This window comes from Brunnivagina elsteri CCALA 953 (assembly GCF_002289455.1).
Taxonomy (GTDB): Bacteria; Cyanobacteriota; Cyanobacteriia; order Cyanobacteriales; family Nostocaceae; genus Brunnivagina; species Brunnivagina elsteri.
Genome location: NZ_NTFS01000027.1, coordinates 1 through 19,611 on the forward strand (window position 1 = coordinate 1; position 19,611 = coordinate 19,611).

General features: G+C 39.0%; 15 protein-coding genes and 2 pseudogenes. 11 read left to right on the plus strand and 6 right to left on the minus strand.

Features of this window, described 5'->3' with window-relative positions:
• Positions 1–82 (minus strand): annotated as a pseudogene (locus tag CK510_RS34545) (ABC transporter permease); the annotation flags it as partial.
• Between CK510_RS34545 and CK510_RS34550 the strand changes: the two are divergent.
• Positions 75–158, plus strand: a pseudogene (locus CK510_RS34550) (ABC transporter permease); the annotation flags it as partial. The pseudogenes CK510_RS34545 and CK510_RS34550 overlap by 8 nt on opposite strands.
• Before the next feature lie 41 nt (positions 159–199).
• Positions 200–322 (plus strand): hypothetical protein, encoded by a 123-nt coding sequence (locus CK510_RS33855; protein WP_281256978.1) that lies wholly within the window; start codon positions 200–202, stop codon positions 320–322.
• A gap of 59 nt (positions 323–381) precedes the next feature.
• Here the strand turns inward: CK510_RS33855 and CK510_RS04150 are convergent, their stop codons facing one another.
• Positions 382–2,205, minus strand: a complete 1,824-nt coding sequence (locus tag CK510_RS04150; protein ID WP_211293082.1) for a hypothetical protein — start codon at positions 2,203–2,205, stop codon at positions 382–384.
• 454 nt (positions 2,206–2,659) lie between these two features.
• Here CK510_RS04150 and CK510_RS04155 point away from each other — a divergent pair, with 454 nt between their 5' ends.
• Positions 2,660–3,889 (plus strand): succinate--CoA ligase subunit beta, encoded by a 1,230-nt coding sequence (locus CK510_RS04155; RefSeq protein ID WP_095720511.1) that lies wholly within the window; start codon positions 2,660–2,662, stop codon positions 3,887–3,889.
• A gap of 321 nt (positions 3,890–4,210) precedes the next feature.
• Complete coding sequence (locus CK510_RS04160) at positions 4,211–5,095, plus strand: succinate--CoA ligase subunit alpha (protein ID WP_095720493.1); 885 nt, start codon at positions 4,211–4,213, stop codon at positions 5,093–5,095.
• 198 nt (positions 5,096–5,293) lie between these two features.
• Here the strand turns inward: CK510_RS04160 and CK510_RS04165 are convergent, their stop codons facing one another.
• From CK510_RS04165 to CK510_RS04175, 3 genes are all read right to left on the minus strand, one after another.
• On the minus strand, positions 5,294–7,222 hold the full coding sequence (locus CK510_RS04165; RefSeq protein WP_095720494.1) for an ABC-2 transporter permease family protein: 1,929 nt from the start codon (positions 7,220–7,222) through the stop codon (positions 5,294–5,296).
• A gap of 82 nt (positions 7,223–7,304) precedes the next feature.
• The gene (locus CK510_RS04170; RefSeq protein ID WP_143289219.1) at positions 7,305–8,963 is read right to left on the minus strand and encodes an ABC-2 transporter permease; all 1,659 of its coding nucleotides are present in this window, start codon (positions 8,961–8,963) and stop codon (positions 7,305–7,307) included.
• Between the two features lie 287 nt (positions 8,964–9,250).
• Positions 9,251–10,201 carry an ABC transporter ATP-binding protein gene (locus CK510_RS04175; RefSeq protein ID WP_095720496.1) on the minus strand — a complete coding sequence of 317 codons (951 nt, stop codon included), beginning with the start codon at positions 10,199–10,201 and terminating at the stop codon, positions 9,251–9,253.
• A gap of 224 nt (positions 10,202–10,425) precedes the next feature.
• On the opposite strand from CK510_RS04175, the gene CK510_RS04180 reads away from it, so the two are divergent.
• From CK510_RS04180 to accD, 5 genes are all read left to right on the plus strand, one after another.
• Positions 10,426–10,977: a hypothetical protein gene (locus CK510_RS04180; RefSeq protein ID WP_095720497.1), complete on the plus strand. Its 552-nt coding sequence runs from the start codon at positions 10,426–10,428 to the stop codon at positions 10,975–10,977.
• A 285-nt stretch (positions 10,978–11,262) separates the two neighbouring features.
• Positions 11,263–12,351, plus strand: coding sequence for a 3-isopropylmalate dehydrogenase (gene leuB / locus CK510_RS04185; protein ID WP_095720498.1), 1,089 nt, complete (start codon positions 11,263–11,265; stop codon positions 12,349–12,351).
• A gap of 108 nt (positions 12,352–12,459) precedes the next feature.
• A complete protein-coding gene (locus CK510_RS04190) occupies positions 12,460–12,723 on the plus strand; it encodes a hypothetical protein (protein ID WP_095720499.1) in 264 nt (87 codons plus the stop codon).
• 190 nt (positions 12,724–12,913) lie between these two features.
• Positions 12,914–13,753, plus strand: coding sequence for a prepilin peptidase (locus tag CK510_RS04195; RefSeq protein ID WP_095720500.1), 840 nt, complete (start codon positions 12,914–12,916; stop codon positions 13,751–13,753).
• A gap of 727 nt (positions 13,754–14,480) precedes the next feature.
• Entirely contained in the window at positions 14,481–15,437 is a 957-nt protein-coding gene (gene accD, locus CK510_RS04200) for an acetyl-CoA carboxylase, carboxyltransferase subunit beta (RefSeq protein ID WP_095720501.1), read from the plus strand.
• A 42-nt stretch (positions 15,438–15,479) separates the two neighbouring features.
• Here the strand turns inward: accD and CK510_RS04205 are convergent, their stop codons facing one another.
• Entirely contained in the window at positions 15,480–17,015 is a 1,536-nt protein-coding gene (locus CK510_RS04205) for an MFS transporter (protein ID WP_095720502.1), read from the minus strand.
• Between the two features lie 230 nt (positions 17,016–17,245).
• Between CK510_RS04205 and CK510_RS04210 the strand changes: the two genes are divergently transcribed.
• Both CK510_RS04210 and CK510_RS04215 read left to right on the plus strand, forming a co-directional pair.
• A complete protein-coding gene (locus CK510_RS04210) occupies positions 17,246–18,520 on the plus strand; it encodes an ABC transporter substrate-binding protein (RefSeq protein WP_095720503.1) in 1,275 nt (424 codons plus the stop codon).
• Positions 18,521–18,687: 167 nt separating this feature from the next.
• Entirely contained in the window at positions 18,688–19,593 is a 906-nt protein-coding gene (locus CK510_RS04215) for a carbohydrate ABC transporter permease (RefSeq protein WP_095720504.1), read from the plus strand.
• Positions 19,594–19,611 lie beyond the last annotated feature (18 nt).

Sequence of the window (19,611 nt, forward strand, 5' to 3'; positions counted from 1 at the left end):
CACCTAAACTCAAATGTGTCTCAATTTCCAAATGGCTCGAATCAATCGTTTTTACCAACCGTTCCCCTGCGATCGCATTTGCGAATCTTCTTACCACTGTTCTACTTACAAGAGGTTTATCACGGCAGTTTTTTAATACCAATGCCCAATTAAAGTAGACATCAAATCCCCTAGAAACCGGGTTTCTCTTTAACTCAGTATGACTATCTTTGCTGCAACACCAATTAGAAACCCGGTTTCTCCCTTCATCGAATGCTTGATGAAGCGGGGTTATTTGGGGTTTTCGCGTTGGGGAGAAATCGGGTTTCTGGGAAAGTCATAGCAAATGGGGTTTTCGCGTTGGGGGGAGAAACCCGACTTCTGGGAGAGGTTGCCGATTTCTCAATTTATCTTAGGTATATGGGTAAATATTTGCTGCCCTTGAGCATCAAATACTAATACTGCTAAATTAGCATTATCACCAATTACTTCTAATGCTTTTTGTAAACTTTCCAAGTGCTTTTTCACATCTTGAAAATTATTTTCCTGCCCTTGACTGACATTAGTGACATTACTTTCCAAGGTTTGCTCATATTCCGGGGTAATACGAACATTGATAAATCGACTATCTACGGTAAAGTTGCAAACTCGAACTGTTCCCATACAGGTTTTCTCCAAGTCTGTACGGGTTGTATCTGTAGTTACGATTGCAGTTGGTGATTGGGATTTTGCTTGGGCTTCTTGGAGTGCAATCGAGTATGCTTCAACAAGGGGAACTGCTTGGTTATAAAAGGGACTTTCCGCAGGTACTTGTCGAATTGAATTTAATGCTTGTTGCCAATTATTTACCGCTTGTTGCCATTGATTTTGTTTTTGGTATTGTTCAGCAAGTTTGGCAGTTGTCACAGCTTGTGCGAAATTTTTCGTCGATTGTTCCAGTTTAGCAGTGCGATCGCGAATTGCGATCAATTTTGGTCGATATTCTACTAATAATTTTTGCGCTTCGGGATATGCTGGACTAGTTTGGGGAACACCAGTCAAGGCATTAATTACTACCTGCCAGGTTGATTGTGCTTGTTGGAGTTCGGGGAATGTTTTTGCTGTGGATTCCCGTTGTATGGCAGCTTTGGCTACTGCTTGGGAATCGTTGATTTTTTGCTGCCATTTTCCCTGTGCGAGTAATTGCACGTTAACCCGTTGTAAACCAGTACGGTAAATCGATAATTTTAATTGGGAAAAAATGTATAATTTACTACCAGGACGAATAGTTTCCAATGGTGCGATCGCTTTTCTCCACAATTGCGATCGTAGTTGTAGTTCCTCAATATTCGTTGTGAAACTTCGCGATTTTTGAGTTGCGGTTGTACCTATTTGCAAAGCTTGATTTATTTGATTGATTTGCTGCAATTCACCAATTAAGTTTGCCCGGATTTTTTCGACTTCTTGTTGATGTATCGATAAACCTGGGATTTTTTGCAAATCTGTCACAGTATTCGCAATTTGTTTTTCTAATTGGGTCAATTCTGCTTCAGATTTGAGATTACTAACTAACTGTGGAAATGTCCCTTGTAATTCTTTAGCAGTCTGTAATTCTTTACAAGTCATTAACACACAAGGACTCATTAATAAGTAACCAACTCCACCAAAAATAGCTGTAACAAACAACCCTAAAAATAATACAATCGGATTAAATTTACTTTGAGATTTAGCTGATTTGTCTACTCGGCAATCGTGAATTTCCCCAGAAGATGCAAATGGTTCTTCTACAACCGCAGTTATATTTAATAGGGAAGAAGAAGAATTGAACATTGCAGATACTGGAATCTCAAATTCCTCAGCTTTGGATTGCGACTGAGAAGAAACCTCATGAATGACCACATCCTGTTTTGCATAGGGTAGCTTTTCACCAGTCTGACGTAGATATAGCTGTACCCTTTGCGCTTGATGTGCGGGTAATGATTCCAGCATTTGCACAAGTAATGTAAACACTCGCTGTGTATCTGTCACAACACTTTTTGGATGCTGAATTAGAATCATCAACTGGTCACTTTTGACAGCACACTTAACGCCAAATAGTACCCCAGAGGGGATGTTTGTACGCAAGTGTTGTTGCAAAATTTGCGCTAAAAACTCCAAGTCTTCGAGTTGCACAGCAGTCTTCGTGCTATACCCTGACGATGAACTATTTGTGTTTGTTGAATCTAATGATACAGTTTGACTAATCATAGCGAAAGTAAGTACAACCGCCAAACGTTCTAACACAATTTAATATTTTTCAGTAAAAGTAAAAATAGATTCTTTTCATGCTGAAAATATCAAAATAAAAATTTCAAAAAGATAGCAATTTCGGTTTCAAAATGGGAATAATAAGATGTTTCAGATATTCCCGTTTGCAAAGAAATCCTACTGGTAGAGATTCTCGTACCTACCTGTAACAAAAACAGAGCCAATATTTGCAGATAAGGAATATTACTGATGCGTAACATCAATAATTATTATTCTGTTAACAAAAAATATCATACCTTCTAGTTCACTATGTCCACTTAATTGGATAGAATTAAGGACAGTACAAAACTTTTTATAGCGAATCAAAGCCGAATAAAAGTGTGAAATGCTGCGAAAGCCATATAGCTTAACGCCGTAGAACTTATGCTTGAAGTGGTGATGAAAGGTGCGTGGTATGGATTTACTAGAATATCAAGTAAAAGAATGGTTTGGGCAAATCGGCATTCCCGTATTGCCCTCACAAAGAATCGATCATCCCACAGATTTAAAACGGTTGAAAATTCCCTACCCAGTTGTCTTGAAATCACAAGTGCATAGCGGGGGAAGATTAAAAGCTGGTGGAGTCAGGTTTGTCGAAACCACAATTGATGCGATCGCAGCTGCCCAAAATATCTTTAATTTACCCATCGGGGGTGATTTACCAGAGGTTTTACTGGCAGAAGCCAAATACGATATCGAACAAGAATTATACCTTGCCGTCGTTCTCGATACTGCCCTTTGCCGTCCCATTCTTTTAGGCTGCCCAGAAGCTAACATCGATTGGGAATCGGTTGGGGAAAAAATGCAGCATGTCGTCGTCGAACAAGATTTTTCACCATTCTATGCTCGCAGATTGGCTTTAAAAATGGGATTACAAGGTGCTTTAATCCAAGCCGTCAGTAGTGTCATTGAAAAAATGTATGATTTGTTTATCGAAAAAGACCTAGATTTAATCGAAATTAACCCTTTAGGAATCAACTCCACCGGACAAGTAATGGCATTAAATGGTAGCGTTCGTGTTAACGAACGAGCCATAGCTAGACACCCTGACATTGCCCTGATGGCGACAAAAATGGTAAATCGCTATAACGGTAACTGTAGACACCAAAATCTCAGCGATTGGGATGGAGTTGAATTAAATGGCAAAATTGGTATTTTAGGCAATGGAGCAGGTTCAGTATTAGCAACAATGGATTTAGTCTCCAACGCTGGAGGAAAACCGGGAATTTGTCTAAATTTACGTCACGCTTCCCCCATTGAACCTTCCCCAACCACCTTTCGCAGTCGTCTGGAAAAAGCTTTATTGATTATGGCTGCCGATAAAAGTATTCAAGTTATACTAATTAACTTATTGGGTAGCATTCCTCAAGCATCGGAAGTTGCCGAAGTTATTATCGATTTTGTCAACCAACAAAAAAGCGAACTCCAACCCCTGACATCCAGTTCTAATGGCAGTAAAAACAAACGGGATAAGCAGAGCTTAATACCTCGTTTGGTTATTCGGTTAGCAGGTTCGGATTTTGATATTGCTAAAAAAGAATTAGCAGGGTTAAAGTGCGATATTGCCATAGAAGTGGTAGATAATTTAGATGAAGCAGTCAACGAAGCTGTTGGTTTTGTAAAAACAGCAGCATCTAAGAAATAGTTAGGAGTTTTGAATTAGGAGTTAAAAATGTAGAGACGCGATACATCGCGTCTAATTAAAATTCATAATCAATCAATGAAAATGTCAAAATTTAATGCCATTTTATCAGGAGGCAAATTAATTAAACGAATTGATTTCAAATGACTTTATTATTTTTTAATTGGTATATTTTAAGACTTTCGAGAATTTAATTACCATTCAGATATCTTTGATTTGACAATAGTGAAAACTAAAGAACCGTGATACTTACAGTAATTTTCAAGTGTCATTTTTACTCAGTGGCAAAGACCTCTGAGCAAGTCGTAGTTACCATATTTTTTTATGAATTTAACGCCAAACAGCAAAGTTATCATCCAAGGCTTCAGTGAATTTATCTCATCAACCCATATCGCCCAGATGAAAGCATATGGTACAAACATAATCGCTGCGATACATCCCGGATGCGGAGGACAGCAACTACATAGTTTGACTGTATTCGATTTAGTAGAAGAAGCAGTGGCAAAACACGGAATAATTGATACTACAATTATTTGCGTACATCCCTATCAAGTTTTGGATGCAGCATTAGAAGCGATCGCATCTAATATTCGTCAAATTATTATTATCTCTCCTGGCGTACCACCGTTGGATATGGTGCAGCTTATCCGTAAAGCCGAAGCAACTGATACTTTAGTTATTGGACCTAATAGCCCCGGCATTATTGTCCCTGGGAAAATCCTACTAGGCACACAGCCAGCAGAATTTTATATACCTGGCTCAATAGGAATACTGAGTAGGAGTACCACCCTTACCTATGAAATTGCCAGGGAATTAACCAAAGCAGGTTTGGGACAATCCATCAGTGTCAGTATTGGTAGCGATGCCATTGTTGGTTCATCGTTCATCCAGTGGTTGCAAATACTCGACGAAGACGAAAGCACCGAAGCAATAGTTCTCGTGGGACAACCAGGGGGAGGTAGCGAAGAAGCCGCAGCCAGGTATATTTCCGAAGCCATAGACAAACCCGTAATTGGTTACATTGCTGGAACGGAAGCACCGAGAGGAAAGTTTTGGCGACAAACTGGAACCCTGGCAGCAGTAATTGGACGCGATCGCGATTTTGGTTCGGCGAAAAACAAGTTGATTGCCTTCTCTGATGCTAAAATTCCTGTTGCTGAAAAACCATCTCTAATTCCCGTTTTATTGAAAAAGGCGATTAAAAAATAGGGAATGGAGAAATAAAAGATTTTCCTTTTCTTCAATATCGCCCTGTTTAACAATTCCCGTAGGGGAGAACGGTTGTACTCCGAAACGGAGAAGCAAGCTACGCCCTCATGATATTTTATGAAATAATAAAATGGGTGAAAAATAAAATGGGCAAACAACCGTTCGCCCCTACAATATGAATTATCATCAAACAATTAATTATTTGGCAGGGTTATTGCCCATTGCTTTCGTCTCGCTTTCCCCTTCCTTCTGAATTTTCTTGGTCAGGAAGTAAGTCACAGCAGCCAAGACAAGTACCTCAAACGCAAATATCATCAACACGTATAGCGTACCAGCATCTGCTAAACCAGCCCAAGGGAAGATTGACATTAACCAAGGAAGTGCATTTTTTTGTGGGGTTAAGTTAATCATGCCCAATATTATCGGTGGTAAAAACATAACTGAACCGACAGTACCAATTGCCCAGAAATAACGCTTGGATGTTTTCAGAATCAGCATTCTCTGGGTAATGGCGGCATTAATCATCATAATCGTGAAAAACATTGCGATACCGATGAGCAGTTTGAACCTACCAGCATCATTAAGCATCCAATCTAAAACATTGTTTTGCCGAACATTCAAACTGGGAGCGAGCATAACCCAGATTGCACCGGGGATAAGCATGATTAACAAATTAAGTGCGATCGCAACTACGGAAGGACTCTTTTCACCCAGCAAGAAATCACCGAATAAGCTGTGTTTCCAACCTTTCCGACTCGAACCACCTTGATGACGATATCTTGCCCAATCTTGAATTGTTTGCCGTTGGGGTGACAAAATCATCATCAACCCAAATAGTAATGCCAGGTTAAAGATAACGAAAAAAGGTAAGTTAGAAATGATTTGATTATTGGGTTCGTAATATGAGCCTTTACCAAAATAGCTAGGTGGGTAATAGTTACTATTTTTCTGTAATGTAAAACCCCAGAGCAATACTTGCATTCCAGCCACTAACCAATAACTTTGAACTTTGCTAATCATCGCAGTATTCGGATTACGAAAACGGCGTTCTAATCCTTGCCAAATTCCATAAGTCCAGAAGCCAAAGTTAGCTAAATGTGTACCAACTACACCAATTAAAGTAGAACCAACGGAAATGTGGAAAAACTGTAAACTAGCAAATCCTGGCGATGAGGAACTATTATATCCGCGTCCAAAGATGTTTGGAAATAGATGTTCGATTGCAAACATTGGGCTAAACATCATAAACCATGCAGCCCCATGATTCACTTGTAGACTTGATGATGATATCCCTAATGTAAACATCAAGAAAGTTAGAATTAGACCACTACCTAGCCAAGGTTGAAATCCACCTAAAAAGCGCGTACTTAAAGTAAATAGAAGTGCCGTACTAAAGAAGAAAATACAACTACCAATTAGAACAGCATAGAAACTAAAAATGTGACTAAATGCGATTCCAGCAGCTTTTCCAGATACAACATGTAAAGGAATTGCTAAAGCCGTAAGCCAATAAACTAAAATTGGTACACCCAACATTTTACCAGTCAAAATACTCGCTTCCGATTGCGGACTAAGGCGAATAAAATTTAGTGTGTGACGATGTTCTTCTTGGGCAAGATTGTTAATTAATAGATAAGTTCCACCAACCAACAATGCAAATACAAAAACAACACTTAGGGAAGTAAAGATATATCCCCAATGGTCTCTCCACCAACTTTGAAAGTTTATTTGTTCTATAGGGCAGAAAAATTTACCGCTATATAGAATATCATTAACTCTTTTTTGTTCGAGTTGAGATGCTTTTAATTGTTCTTTCGCAGCATTTAGTTTTTCTAAATCAAAATTTGCTTTACTGCTGAAATAGTAAACTTGTTTTTGAATTTTATCGACGACTTTATATAAGTCTTGTAATTGATTTTGGTAATCCTTTCCTAGCAAGCAATATTGAGCAGTTATGGAATATTTTTTTTCTGGATATTGCCCTAATTGAATCAAACATAAAACAACTTGACCGAGCAAAGATATACCAGCAGTCACCAAAATTGGAAATAATTTCAGACGACCTTTAATTTCCCTTATAAATTGCGGGTTCCAATCACCCAATTTATCAAAAATACTTCCCATCATTTTCTCAAATCTCCAAAAGTTTTAATTAATTAAAGAGTACACATTTAGACTAATAAGTAATCATTTTTTTATTTATCTAAAATTACCCTGATGTGTTTAATAGTTCTTTTGTTGTTGAACTACCAGCTAATTTGATTTGCTTCATCAATTTCATATTTAAAAGAACTAAAATCATAATTTCCCCCAAAAGTGCAAAACAAATAATTGGAGCATTGGCAGTAAAACCAGCCCAAGGAATAGTTGAAAATAACCAAGGTATGGGATTTTTAACTGGGTCAATATTTAGTTTGAAGAAAATAGCAGGTGGTAAAACATTTAAGGTGAAAATAGCAAAAGTTGCCAGGGAAAAAGGTTGAGAAACCCTTGCGATCGCAGCAAACTGATAAACAGTCGCATAAATCATCGTCAAGCTGATCAAAAAGCCAATTGCTAACAGCGCTTTGAAAATACCAACTTCATCAGTAAGCCAAAGAATTGCGAACTTATCGTGAGTATTTAAAAGTGGCGCAATGATTAACCAAATAATAAATGGGGTCGTAATTAATAGTAGATTAATCCCAATTGTAAACTGAGATGGAGTCTTTTCACCTAGCAGTAAATCTCCATATATTGTGCTTTGCCAACCCTGACGATGATTCCTCTCTAAATGCCGATATCGTGACCAATCTAAGATTGATTGACGTGTTGGGGACAAAATCCGCATCAACGCAAAAATCAATATTAAATTAAACACAAAGAATAGAGGAATATTCTGCTGAATTACGGAGTTGATATCATAGTTTCTTTCGCCAGATGTATAGTATTCGCCTTTTTGGAGAGTAAATCCCCATAAAGTAATTTGCGTTAAAATCACAAATAAATAACTATAACTTTTACTAAAAAAGGTTGCATTTGAATTCCGAAAAAGGCGTTTTATTCCCTGCCAGAGACTATAAGTCCAAAAAGCATAATTAGCTAAATGTATACCAATTATGCCAATTAGATTCATCCCAACCGGAATATAAAAGAATTGCAACCTTTCTAAATCTCTAGAAGATTGGCTGAGATATTGAGTTATCGAGGTTGGGTTAAACATCAATAACCAGGCAAATGCATGGTCAAAAGGTATATTAGTGCTAGAAAAAGAGTACGATGATGTTAAAAACATTAAAACCAAGGCACTGCCAAGCCAAGCGACAATACCTTGTGATTTTTTGGCGACATTTTGCGTCATCACACTCAATAAAGTAGCAGCACTAAAAATAAAGCCACAGCAGGCAGAAAGAATTAGATAAAAAGCTACAATATTCAGAAATGGAATACCAGAAAGCATCCCAGAAATCAGGTGGAAAGGAATTGCAACGGCAATAAACAAGTAAAGGAGAATTGGTACTCCCAGAATTTTACCAGTCAATATACTCACTTCTGATTGAGGACTAAGACGGATAAAATTTAATGTTCCCCTACTTTCTTCCTTAGATATATCGCTGATTATTTGATATGTACCACAAACTAAAAGGGAAAAAATGAAAATGGGATTGAGTGATTGAAAAACTCTGTCCCAATGAGCCAGATATCTTATATATTCACCATTACCAGCATGAGGTGACATATTTTCTACATGGCAAATGTAAACCAAAAATTGCATCAACAAAGACAAAACAGTTACGAATATAATTGGGAATATTTTGAGACGACCTTTTACCTCCCGCAGAAATTGCGGATTGCGATCGCCTATTTTTTCTAAAATACTCCCCATCATTTATTTAACTCCCAAAAATGATTTTCAAACATTTAGTTTAGCAAGTTAGTTATTAGTTGTAAGTGATGAATTCCCCGCTAGATATTATTAAATTTTTATTCTAATGCCAATTCAAATTTAATTATTAACTTCTAATTCCTAACTCCTAATACCAATTACTTGTGAAGCTGCACATTATTTCGATTCCTCTCAACCTCCCCTTAGCAAGGGGAGGTGCCACAGGCGGTGGGGTTATTTTATGCATCTTCATATTAAAATGGTATAACTTCTAACTCCTAACTCCCAAATCAAGATGCCTGTTTGTGACCTAATTTGAGGAAAATTGTTTCCAAATCTTCCTGAGTACAATGGAAATTTGTGAGCGGAACCCCAGCATTTACCAAAGAACGTAACAAATCGGCACAATCTTCTTGATTCCCAGAAAAATTCACCCTTAACTTATCTTTTGTGGGCATTATTTCCCACTCATCCACCAAGGGGTTATTTTTCAATTCCCCCAACAAATTATCAATATTTCCCAACGTCGAAATCTCAATTTGCTGACGGGAAAGACGCTGGTAAAGTTGCTGTAGTGAAGTACTTTCCACTAAACAACCAAGTTCCATAATTCCCACAGAAGTACAAAGTTCTGCCAAATCGCTGAGAACGTGGGAGGAAATTATAATCGTCATCCCCGCTTCTTGCAGCACCTTGACGATTTCGCGAAACTGCATCCGGGCAATGGGATCGAGTCCAGAAACTGGTTCATCAAGGAGCAATACTATCGGTTCGTGAATAATAGTTCTTGCCAAACTTAAACGCTGTTTCATCCCTCGCGATAAAGTCGAAATCAAACTATTGCGTTTATTTCCTAGTTGAATTAGTTCTAAAACCTCATGTAACCTTTGAGTACGTCGAGGTTCGCGTAATTTATACAACCGCGCAAAATAATCGAGGTAATCCCAAACAGTGAGTTCGTCGTATAACGGGTAATCATCGGGTAGGTATCCTAAACGACGCTTGAGAGTAGGATTGCTTTTATCCCGCAACAAGCGATCGCCATTGATAAATATTTCCCCAACCGTCGGTTCCTCTGCTGCTGCTAACATCCGAATTAGGGTTGTTTTACCAGCACCATTCGGACCTATCAACCCGTATACTTCACCTGCTTGTATCTCTAAATCAACATTGTTGACAGCCACGTGTCTGTCAAACTGCTTAATTAGTCCTGTAGTCCGGATTGCAAATTCGTTTACCATAGCTGCACAGAAGCGCCATTTATTACATCTAACTTAGCCTCTCTCTACAAGGCTTGTCAGCTACGTTTCGGAAAATGAAACAGTCTTTACACAAACTTGACAATTAGTTGCTTATAAAAAAAAGTAGAAAAAGAATAATCAAAATAACGTTAGTTTTGTTGATTTTATGGGGAACTATAAAGTCATAAGCTGAGAAATTTTCTGGTTATTCAAGTAGAAGTTGTATGAATATCAATTCAGGTATCAGGTTGCAGGTAATTGGACAAACGGTAACATTAGCGATTGAAGATGGTAGAGAGTGGGGACAACGCTTTTTAGATGATTCCTCTTGGAGGGGAGATAAAAAAAAGATGGCAAAACATGCTGCTCGCGAATCAACATTTGCTTCGCGACGAAAGAGCATTAATAGAAGGCTTTCAGCAACAGGAGGAATGTCATCGGAAGTTGCAATGTCTCTTTACTCCCAAGTTAAACTCGCGTCAACATTGTTTACAATCTACGAAATAGACACCATTCGAGTATCCTCACAATCTCTAGTATTAGCTGCTGTCGCTGGAGTAAGTATTACTGAATTAGCAAATCAATTAGAGATTAATCCGACACAGCAGAATATTCAAAAAGCTTTAGCATCTGTTCCCAATAAGAAAATAGCCGAGTTAAACAAAAATTTAGGAATTAAATTAATGTCGCAGGTTAGCGATACAAAAATAAATATCTGCGGACATTCGGTAAAAACATTTATTCAAGCATATCGAAATCCAATGCTACTTGGTTAGGGACTTCCAGAAAAATAAAATATCCCCACCATAAACAAACTTGATCGTATCATTCGTGATGGCGGGGAGGATGGGGAGACCCCACCCCTACAATAGTTTGGGATAATTTATTTCTTGGTGGGTAAGCTCGCGGACATGATATTATGGGCGATCGCATTCCTAAATTTGCTCGTCAAAAGTATGATTTGGCTCCAAATTATCTAAATAAATAAGAAAATCCATTTTTAATCGTGCATCTTCCTGGGTATGATATTTAGTTTGTTGGCTAAATATCATTTCACCCCTATGACTTCTCAATTCCGCATTACCCTTCTACCTGGCGATGGCATCGGTCCCGAAATCATTAATGTTGCCGTAGACGTGCTAAAAGTCGTAGGGAAAAAATTTGATATTGAATTTGGTTTTCAAGAAGCCCTTATTGGTGGTGCCGCAATTGACGCTACTGGTGAGCCTTTGCCTACTGCAACACTAGATATATGTCGTAACAGCGATGCCATCCTATTGGCAGCTATTGGTGGCTATAAATGGGACTCACTACCACCAAATCAACGTCCCGAAGGTGGATTATTAGGACTACGGGCAGGTTTGGAACTATTTGCCAACTTGCGTCCAGCAAAAATCATCCCGGAATTAATCGATGCTTCAACCCTCAAAAAAGAGGTCATTGAGGGCGTTGATATTATGGTTGTGCGGGAACTCACTGGTGGCATCTACTTCGGCAAGCCCAGGGGCATTTTCGCCACGGAAACAGGGGAAAAACGCGGTGTCAACACGATGGCTTACAATGAATCGGAAATCGAGCGCATTGGCAGAGTCGCATTTGAAACTGCAAAAAAACGCACCGGAAAGCTCTGTTCTGTTGATAAAGCGAATGTTTTGGATGTGTCCCAACTTTGGAGAAGTCGGATTACCGAACTTGGAAAGGAATACCCAGATGTTGAACTTTCCCACATGTACGTGGATAATGCGGCAATGCAACTTGTTCGTTCCCCGAAACAATTCGACACGATTGTTACCGGAAACCTCTTTGGTGATATCCTTTCCGATGTGGCAGCCATGTTGACAGGTAGCATCGGTATGTTACCATCGGCAAGTTTGGGTGCGTCTGGTCCCGGTGTTTACGAACCTGTTCACGGTTCAGCACCAGATATTGCTGGACTTGATAAGGCAAATCCTTTAGCACAGGTATTGAGTGCTGCAATGATGTTACGATACGGTTTAAATCAAGCTACTGCCGCCGATCATATTGAGCAAGCTGTGTCTTTAATATTACAGCGTGGTTTCCGTACAGGGGATATCATGTCTCCAGGGATGACTCTTTTAGGGTGTCGCACGATGGGTGATGCACTAATTCAAGCTCTGGAAGAAGTTTAAAGTTATCATTTTTAATTTTCATTCTCGTTCTCAAATTTTTGCCGCCGTAGCAAAAAACTTTCGGATAAACTTAGAAACATAAACTCTAATACAAAACAACAATAAGCTGTGTACGCTTTAAAACAAGAACCTGATAATTATACCAACAACACCCAAACCCAGCCTGCTTTGATTGACCCTGCCCTCATCAGAGCTGCTGCACAAATTTACCATACTTATTGCGAAGTGCATCCGGAGATTACGGGGAATGCTTCTGGTGTCGCAATTAACCGTTCTAACCATCGTGGTAAGGTGATTTTTATTAGCCATCCGGCTTTGTTGCCTGAAGAGTGTTTTGTGCCTTTGAACCAAATTGAATCGTATATGTATTAGGGCATTGGGCATTGGGCATTAGTCGTTAAAAGTGAATTATTTTTGTTTGACTATTTTAGTTATTTGGTTATTTGTTTTGATGTTTGCCGAAAATATGGACGACAGCAACAAATTGACAAATACTAAGTGACAAATTGCGAATGGCAAATTAAAAATGATACAGGACTAAAGACAAATGACTAATTAACCTATGGATACTCTGATGTTAATCCCAGCGAGTCTGATTGTCTTTGCCTTGGGAGCATCGATTGGTAGTTTTATTAATGTAGTGGTTTATCGGGTTCCGGCTGGTTTGTCGGTTCTATTTCCACCTTCCCGATGTCCCCATTGTTTGAATCAGTTGAAATCTTACGATAACGTTCCCGTATTGGGATGGCTGTGGTTAAAAGGTCGTTGTCGTTTTTGTAAGAATAATATTGCCATGCGTTACCCTGTGGTTGAATTTATCACAGGGTTATTATTTTTGGTGATTTTTGGGATATTTCAATTTTCACCCCTAACGATGGGTTATTGGGTTTTTTGTAGTTGGTTGCTCGCTTTATCTCTGATTGACCTTGATACAATGACTTTGCCCAATCCACTGACAAAATCAGGGTTGGTTTTGGGACTTATTTTTCAGACTATTTTAGGTTTTATTAATTCAAATAATTCAAATAGTTGGACTAATGCAGCGAATAGTTTATTTTTAGCAGTATTAGGTGCGGTTGTAGGGATATGGTTATTTGATGCGATCGCATTTGTAGCTTCAATAGTTTTCCAAAAACAAGCAATGGGTGGAGGAGATGCTAAACTTGCGGCAATGATGGGTGCTTGGTTAGGTTGGAAGCATTTACTTTTAGCTAGTTTCCTTGCTTGTGTTGCTGGTGTAGTAGTTGGTGGTGGTGCGATGCTGCTGACCCAAAAGTCCCGGAAAGCACGACAATGGGGAAAGAAAATGCCATTTGGACCTTTTCTTGCCCTGGGTTCGCTGATTACTATTTTTATTGGTGAAGCACTGATTTCGAGTTATTTAGAGTTATTTCCCAAGTAAATAAGACCAAAAACATCTCTACATACCAAAATAATCGTGAAAAATACTTAACCGAGCAGCATCATTTTTACTCCAATGCCCAATTTGCATACTTTGCGACACATCGCAACTGTAAATTTCATTACTCCATTTATTTTTAGGATTTTGGTAATATCATCCTGTAGCTTGGATTATCCTCTTCAGAACGAGCGCTGATCGGTAAGCATAGACCATAACAGTGAATAAAGCCGCGAAAGGTTGTAAGTCACAAGTTGTTTCTTTGGAAGGAAGCGGCAGTTTTTATGACCTTTTTGTTTAGTTTTGCTAGCTGTAAAAGTCATGCTCTGGAAAGCAAGTTACTGTCTGAGGTGCCAGTTTTATTCGGGTTATCGATCCAACTATCAGGAAAAAGCTAAATATTTAATTCAGTATGAGCAGTGTTGCTGTTTCAATTATTCTCTCTAATGGACTTCTAGAAAATAAAATCTCCAAATCATATATTTCCCAACCCTATCATGCATAAGGGTGGGGAGACTCCACCCCTACAATATTGGAGAATTTATTTCTTGGTGTTCCCTAAAACAAACAAAATACTTGAATTGGTTCGCATATTTTCGTTAAGCTGACAACCAAAGAAGAAAAATATGTCTTGAATTGCTTACAAGGCAATTTGAGTCACTAAAATCTAAAATCCACTTAACTTATTTGACCTGTTTTTGATATACTAGCCACCTGCATAAGAAAAAAAATGGCAAACAACGAAGAATCACGCGGTTTAAAGTCTCTGGTAGATTGGTTTGCAAATCGACGAAAATCTGGTTCTACAACCCCAGAACGTCAAGAACGGGAAATTGCCGATGGTTTGTGGCATAAATGCCCTAAGTGTGGGGTACTATCATATACAAAAGATTTAAAGGCAAATCAAATGGTTTGCACTGAATGCGGTCATCACAACCGGGTAGATAGTGATGAACGTATCGAGCAATTAATTGATGCTAATACATGGGTAGCAATTGATGAGCATTTGCGTCCATCCGATCCCTTACAATTTCGCGATCGCAAACCTTATATTGACCGTTTGCGGGATACGCAAGAAAAAACCGGTTTGACTGATGCTGTGAAAACAGGTTTGGGAGAACTCGAAGGTTTTCCCGTTGCTTTAGGTGTGATGGATTTTCGTTTTATTGGCGCTAGTATGGGTTCGGTTGTGGGAGAAAAACTCACCCGCTTAATTGAACAAGCTACAGAACGACGCTGCCCTGTGGTGATTATTTGTACTTCGGGTGGGGCAAGGATGCAGGAAGGGATGCTTTCGCTGATGCAGATGGCGAAGGTGTCGGGAGCGTTACAACGTCTCCACGATGAGCGTTTATTGTATATTCCGGTGTTGACTAATCCAACTACTGGTGGTGTGACTGCGAGTTTTGCAATGCTCGGTGATATTATTATTGCAGAGCCTAAGGCTATGATTGGTTTTGCTGGTCGCCGAGTGATTGAGCAAACTTTACGGGAGAAGTTACCTGATGATTTCCAAACTGCTGAAGATTTACTTAAGCATGGGTTTGTTGACGAAATTGTATCGAGAACTCAGTTGAAGAAAACTTTGGCAAAGTTGATTGCTTTACACCAACCTCAAGCAGTACACCACGCTGCTAATGATAATCTTGTCATGTGGCAAACTAGAGCTTTTAGTGCGATTGATTAAATATGGGCAAATAAAATAAGGGCAAACAACCGTTTGCCCCTACTATTTGCGTTTGCCAATTTCCCAGACAAATTTTTTATTTCCCATCCCCCATATCCCATTTCCGATTCCCCAATTCAAGATTGTCTGTACTATTGATTTTCGACGCTGTTCTTGAATAAATGCGAGTGGAATTAAAGCAACTAACCTAAACAGACAAGAAATCACAAATATTCCTGGTAAACCTCCATAAATCGGGTTTTCTGCTAAAAAGCCACCGATAGTTGTTCCCAAAGCTCCACTGACTCCAGCTACCGCAGCTGCGATCGCAAAATAATTCACTTGGTTTCGCACTGGAGCAATCTCTAATTGCAAGTTATTGTTACATAAGTCAATGGCTGCCCAAGTTCCCCCAGTCAAAATATGTAAAAGCGGCAACCACAACCAAATATCTAAACTACTACCACTCACCCCTAACCACAAAATCGGGGTAATTCCGACTAATATTCCCACCAAAATTAGAATCGAACGGTTGCCAATTCGGTCTGCCAAACGACCCCATAGTACCATTAATAAAAGATTTGCTCCTGCGTGGATACTGCCGTAGAATGTCACCCAACTAACATCAAGTGACAGTGTATCTAACATATAAAAGTTAAAAAATGGCGCACTCAAGTTAACAGCAAACATCCACAAACTGAAATAGCCCAGAAAAATTAAAAAATTTGTATCTTTCCAAATTGGGACATCGGGTATTGGGCAGTTGGGATTAGGGAAAGTTAAAAGTGTGGAGTGTTGAGAATTACTCTTTTCCCCATCTTCATTTTCCTTTTTCCCTAAACCCAAATTATTCTGTTCTTGGGGATTTATATCAACTTTGAAAAATTGACATCCAAGACTAATAAAGCCTGATATAATTCCTACGGCTAAGACAATACCAAAACCTTGTAGTGTTCCCCCATGCCAAGTTGAAGTCGCAATTCCGGCTAAGGGTACACAAACTAAAACAGTCAGATTTGATACGCTGCTGCGAATACCAAAATATCGACCTCGCAACCGTCGAGGTACAATCATTGCCAACCAACTCAACCAGGATGCTCCACCTAATCCACCGAGTAAGTGGGTGGTTAAAACAATTACCAGTGTCAGGGTTACTAGTTGATGGGAATTAACCAATCCCCAGCCATTCATCCAAATACCAGCAGCTAGAAACAGCCAGAGCAGACGGGAAATCCCATATATGCACATAGAGTAGCGAAAGCGACTGGTGGTGCGTTCAGAGAGATATGCACCTAATGGTTGAATCAGGTTTACTAGCATCGGAATTGATGACAGCATCCCGAATATAACTGGATTTGCTCCCAACTCCACCAGAAAATTACTGAGTAAAATTCCACCAGTGGTAATTGAGAAAATTGCCGCAAAGACTGCATCTATTGTCGAAGCTTGCAGGGAAGTACGAATTGCATTTTTGGGGATTTTCAGCGTAGGTTTTGTAACTAAAAGAGGTGATGGGGGAACAGGATTGTTCTCGTTTGTAGGTATGGTAGATATATCTGGTGGCAGATGAGCAGAGGTTTCAAGCTGAATGGAATCCATGAGCTATCTGGAGTTTCTTCTGTGGGTTTGCTTTTCAGGGATGGGTAGTCGAAGAAAGGATTTTAAAATTTCTTCAAGCAATAATGGTGATTTTTCGTTATTTTACATTGTATTTCTCAATAAAACTTTGAACTTTGTGAATATTTCTTCATGGGATTAGTGCTATGAGTTGATTTAAATAGTCTTTGATTAAAATCTTTATAATCAAATGTCCTTTATCCTATTCTATGATGAGAAAAAGCGTGTTCAACTTCATTGGAATGGTAGTTGCGATCGCACTTAGCGTCGTTGGTTGTAATCATCTGCCACTACTAAGTACATTTTCAGCAACAAATGTTACAGCCATCAAGCTCAGTGGTTGGGGTGCTTCTCCTGCCGAGCAACGATTACTCAAAAACGTGGTGCGCGATTTTGAGGTGCAACATCCAAGTATTAGGGTTAAGTATGAAGTCATTGCCGATCAATATATGGACGTAATTAAGACACGTCTTGTTGGTGAAGCTGCTCCCGATGTGTTTTATCTGGATGCTTTGGAAGCTCCTTTTTTGATGAGTCAGGATGTTTTGGAACCTCTTGATGGTTATATTAAACCTGAATTTGATTTACCTGATTTTGAAGAAGCGTTACTTAATACTTTTAAATATAGCGATCGCATTTACGGTTTACCTAAAGACTATTCGACTTTGGCACTGTTTTATAATAAAAAAGCCTTTGCAAATGCAGGTATAGAAAGTCCTCCGATGACTTGGGAGGAGTTGCGTGTTGATGCAAAAAAACTTACAAAAGATACGAATAATGACGGTAGAATTGACCAATATGGCTTTGGGGAAACTCCTGAATTGGCAAGACAAGCTTATAAAATTAAAGCCTTTGGTGGAGAGTTAATTGACCATAATAGTCGTGCTGCTTTTGCTAATCAGCGAGGTTTACAAGGGTTACAATCAGTTTTAGACCAGTATCAAAAAGAACGTTCATCGGCACATAAAACTGACGTGGGGACAAATTCTGGTAGTGAAATGTTTGGTACTGGGAAAGCGGCAATGGTGATTGAGGGGAATTGGGCAATCCCTTTTTTGAAGGAGACTTTTCCTAAGTTGGATTTTGCTACCGCAGAAATACCGAAGGTGAATAATCAATCGGGTACTATGATATTTACGGTTGCTTATGTGATGAATAAACAAAGTCAGTATAAATCGGCAGCATGGGAGTTAATTTCCTATCTCACTGGTAAAGAGGGAATGCAGAAATGGACGGGAACTGGTTTTGCTTTGCCGACTCGTAAATCTGTTGCTGCAAATTTAGGTTATGAACAAGATACTTTGAGGTCATCTTTAGTCGCTGGTGTAAATTATGGTACACCGTGGCAGGTAGGTAAGTTTCCCGCAGCGATTATGAATAATTTTGACAATCAATTTATTAGTGCAATGTTGGGGGAACAAAGCTTATTACAAGCGATGCAAAGGGCACAAAATCAAGCCAATCAATTGATTAAGGCATTGGATTAGGAATATTGTAAACCGCCAAGTCGCCAAGTCGCCAAGGGAAGAAGGAAGAAAGAAAGAGGTTCATGAATTATCTCTTTTAGTTCTATCCAAAGTAGTAGGATAGATAATCATGCATCTGAAGAACGCTACAGCTAATCTTGGTGGATGAAAGATGCGGAGGTTAAAAGGTGGTTGAAGCAAGAAGACGACGAAGAGATACCAAGTTATATATTAATGAAAACTTGGCTGGATATGGGTTTATGGCTCCAACGATTTTGGTGTTGGGGATATTTATTGTGTTACCCATCCTTTATGCTGTGTTTTTGTCGCTGCATAAGGTTCGGTTGCTTGGTGGAATTAAATACGAGTTTATTGGGTTTCGCAATTTTACCAATTTGGTGGAGGACGATCGCGTTTGGATTGCGCTGCGAAATACAATTGAATATGTTGCGATCGTAGTACCTTCGCAAACAATTTTGGCTTTGATTTTGGCTGTAACGTTAAATTCTGGGATTAGGGGGAAAAATTGGTGGAGAATTCTTTATTTTTTACCAACTGTGACATCTTCAGCAGTGTTAACTCTAATTTTTATGTGGATATATAACAGCAATGGTTTATTAAATAATTTTCTAGCTTTTTTGGGATTACCTACCTATAACTGGTTAGGCGACCCTAGTGTAGCACTTAAGGGGATTATGCTGATGAATATTTGGTCAACTGCGCCATTTTTTATGGTAATTTATCTGGCAGCTTTGGAGGATATTCCGCGATCGCTTTACGAAGCTGCTGAGTTAGATGGGGCAAATCCTTGGCAACAAATATTACACATTACTATTCCTATGTTGCGTCCAGTGACGTTTTTTGTGTTAGCTATGGGGATAATTGGGACGTTCCAATTGTTTGACCAGTCTTATATTTTCTCTAATGGTAATGGTGGTCCAAATAATGCCACCCTTACAGTAGTTTTACTGATATACCAAGCAGTATTTCGTAACTTACAAATGGGTTATGGTTCTGCGATCGCATTTCTGCTTGCGATCGTTATTATCGTCACAACTGTGCTTCAACGTCGCTTTTTTGGTGAAAAAATGTAATTTATCTTGTTATAAATT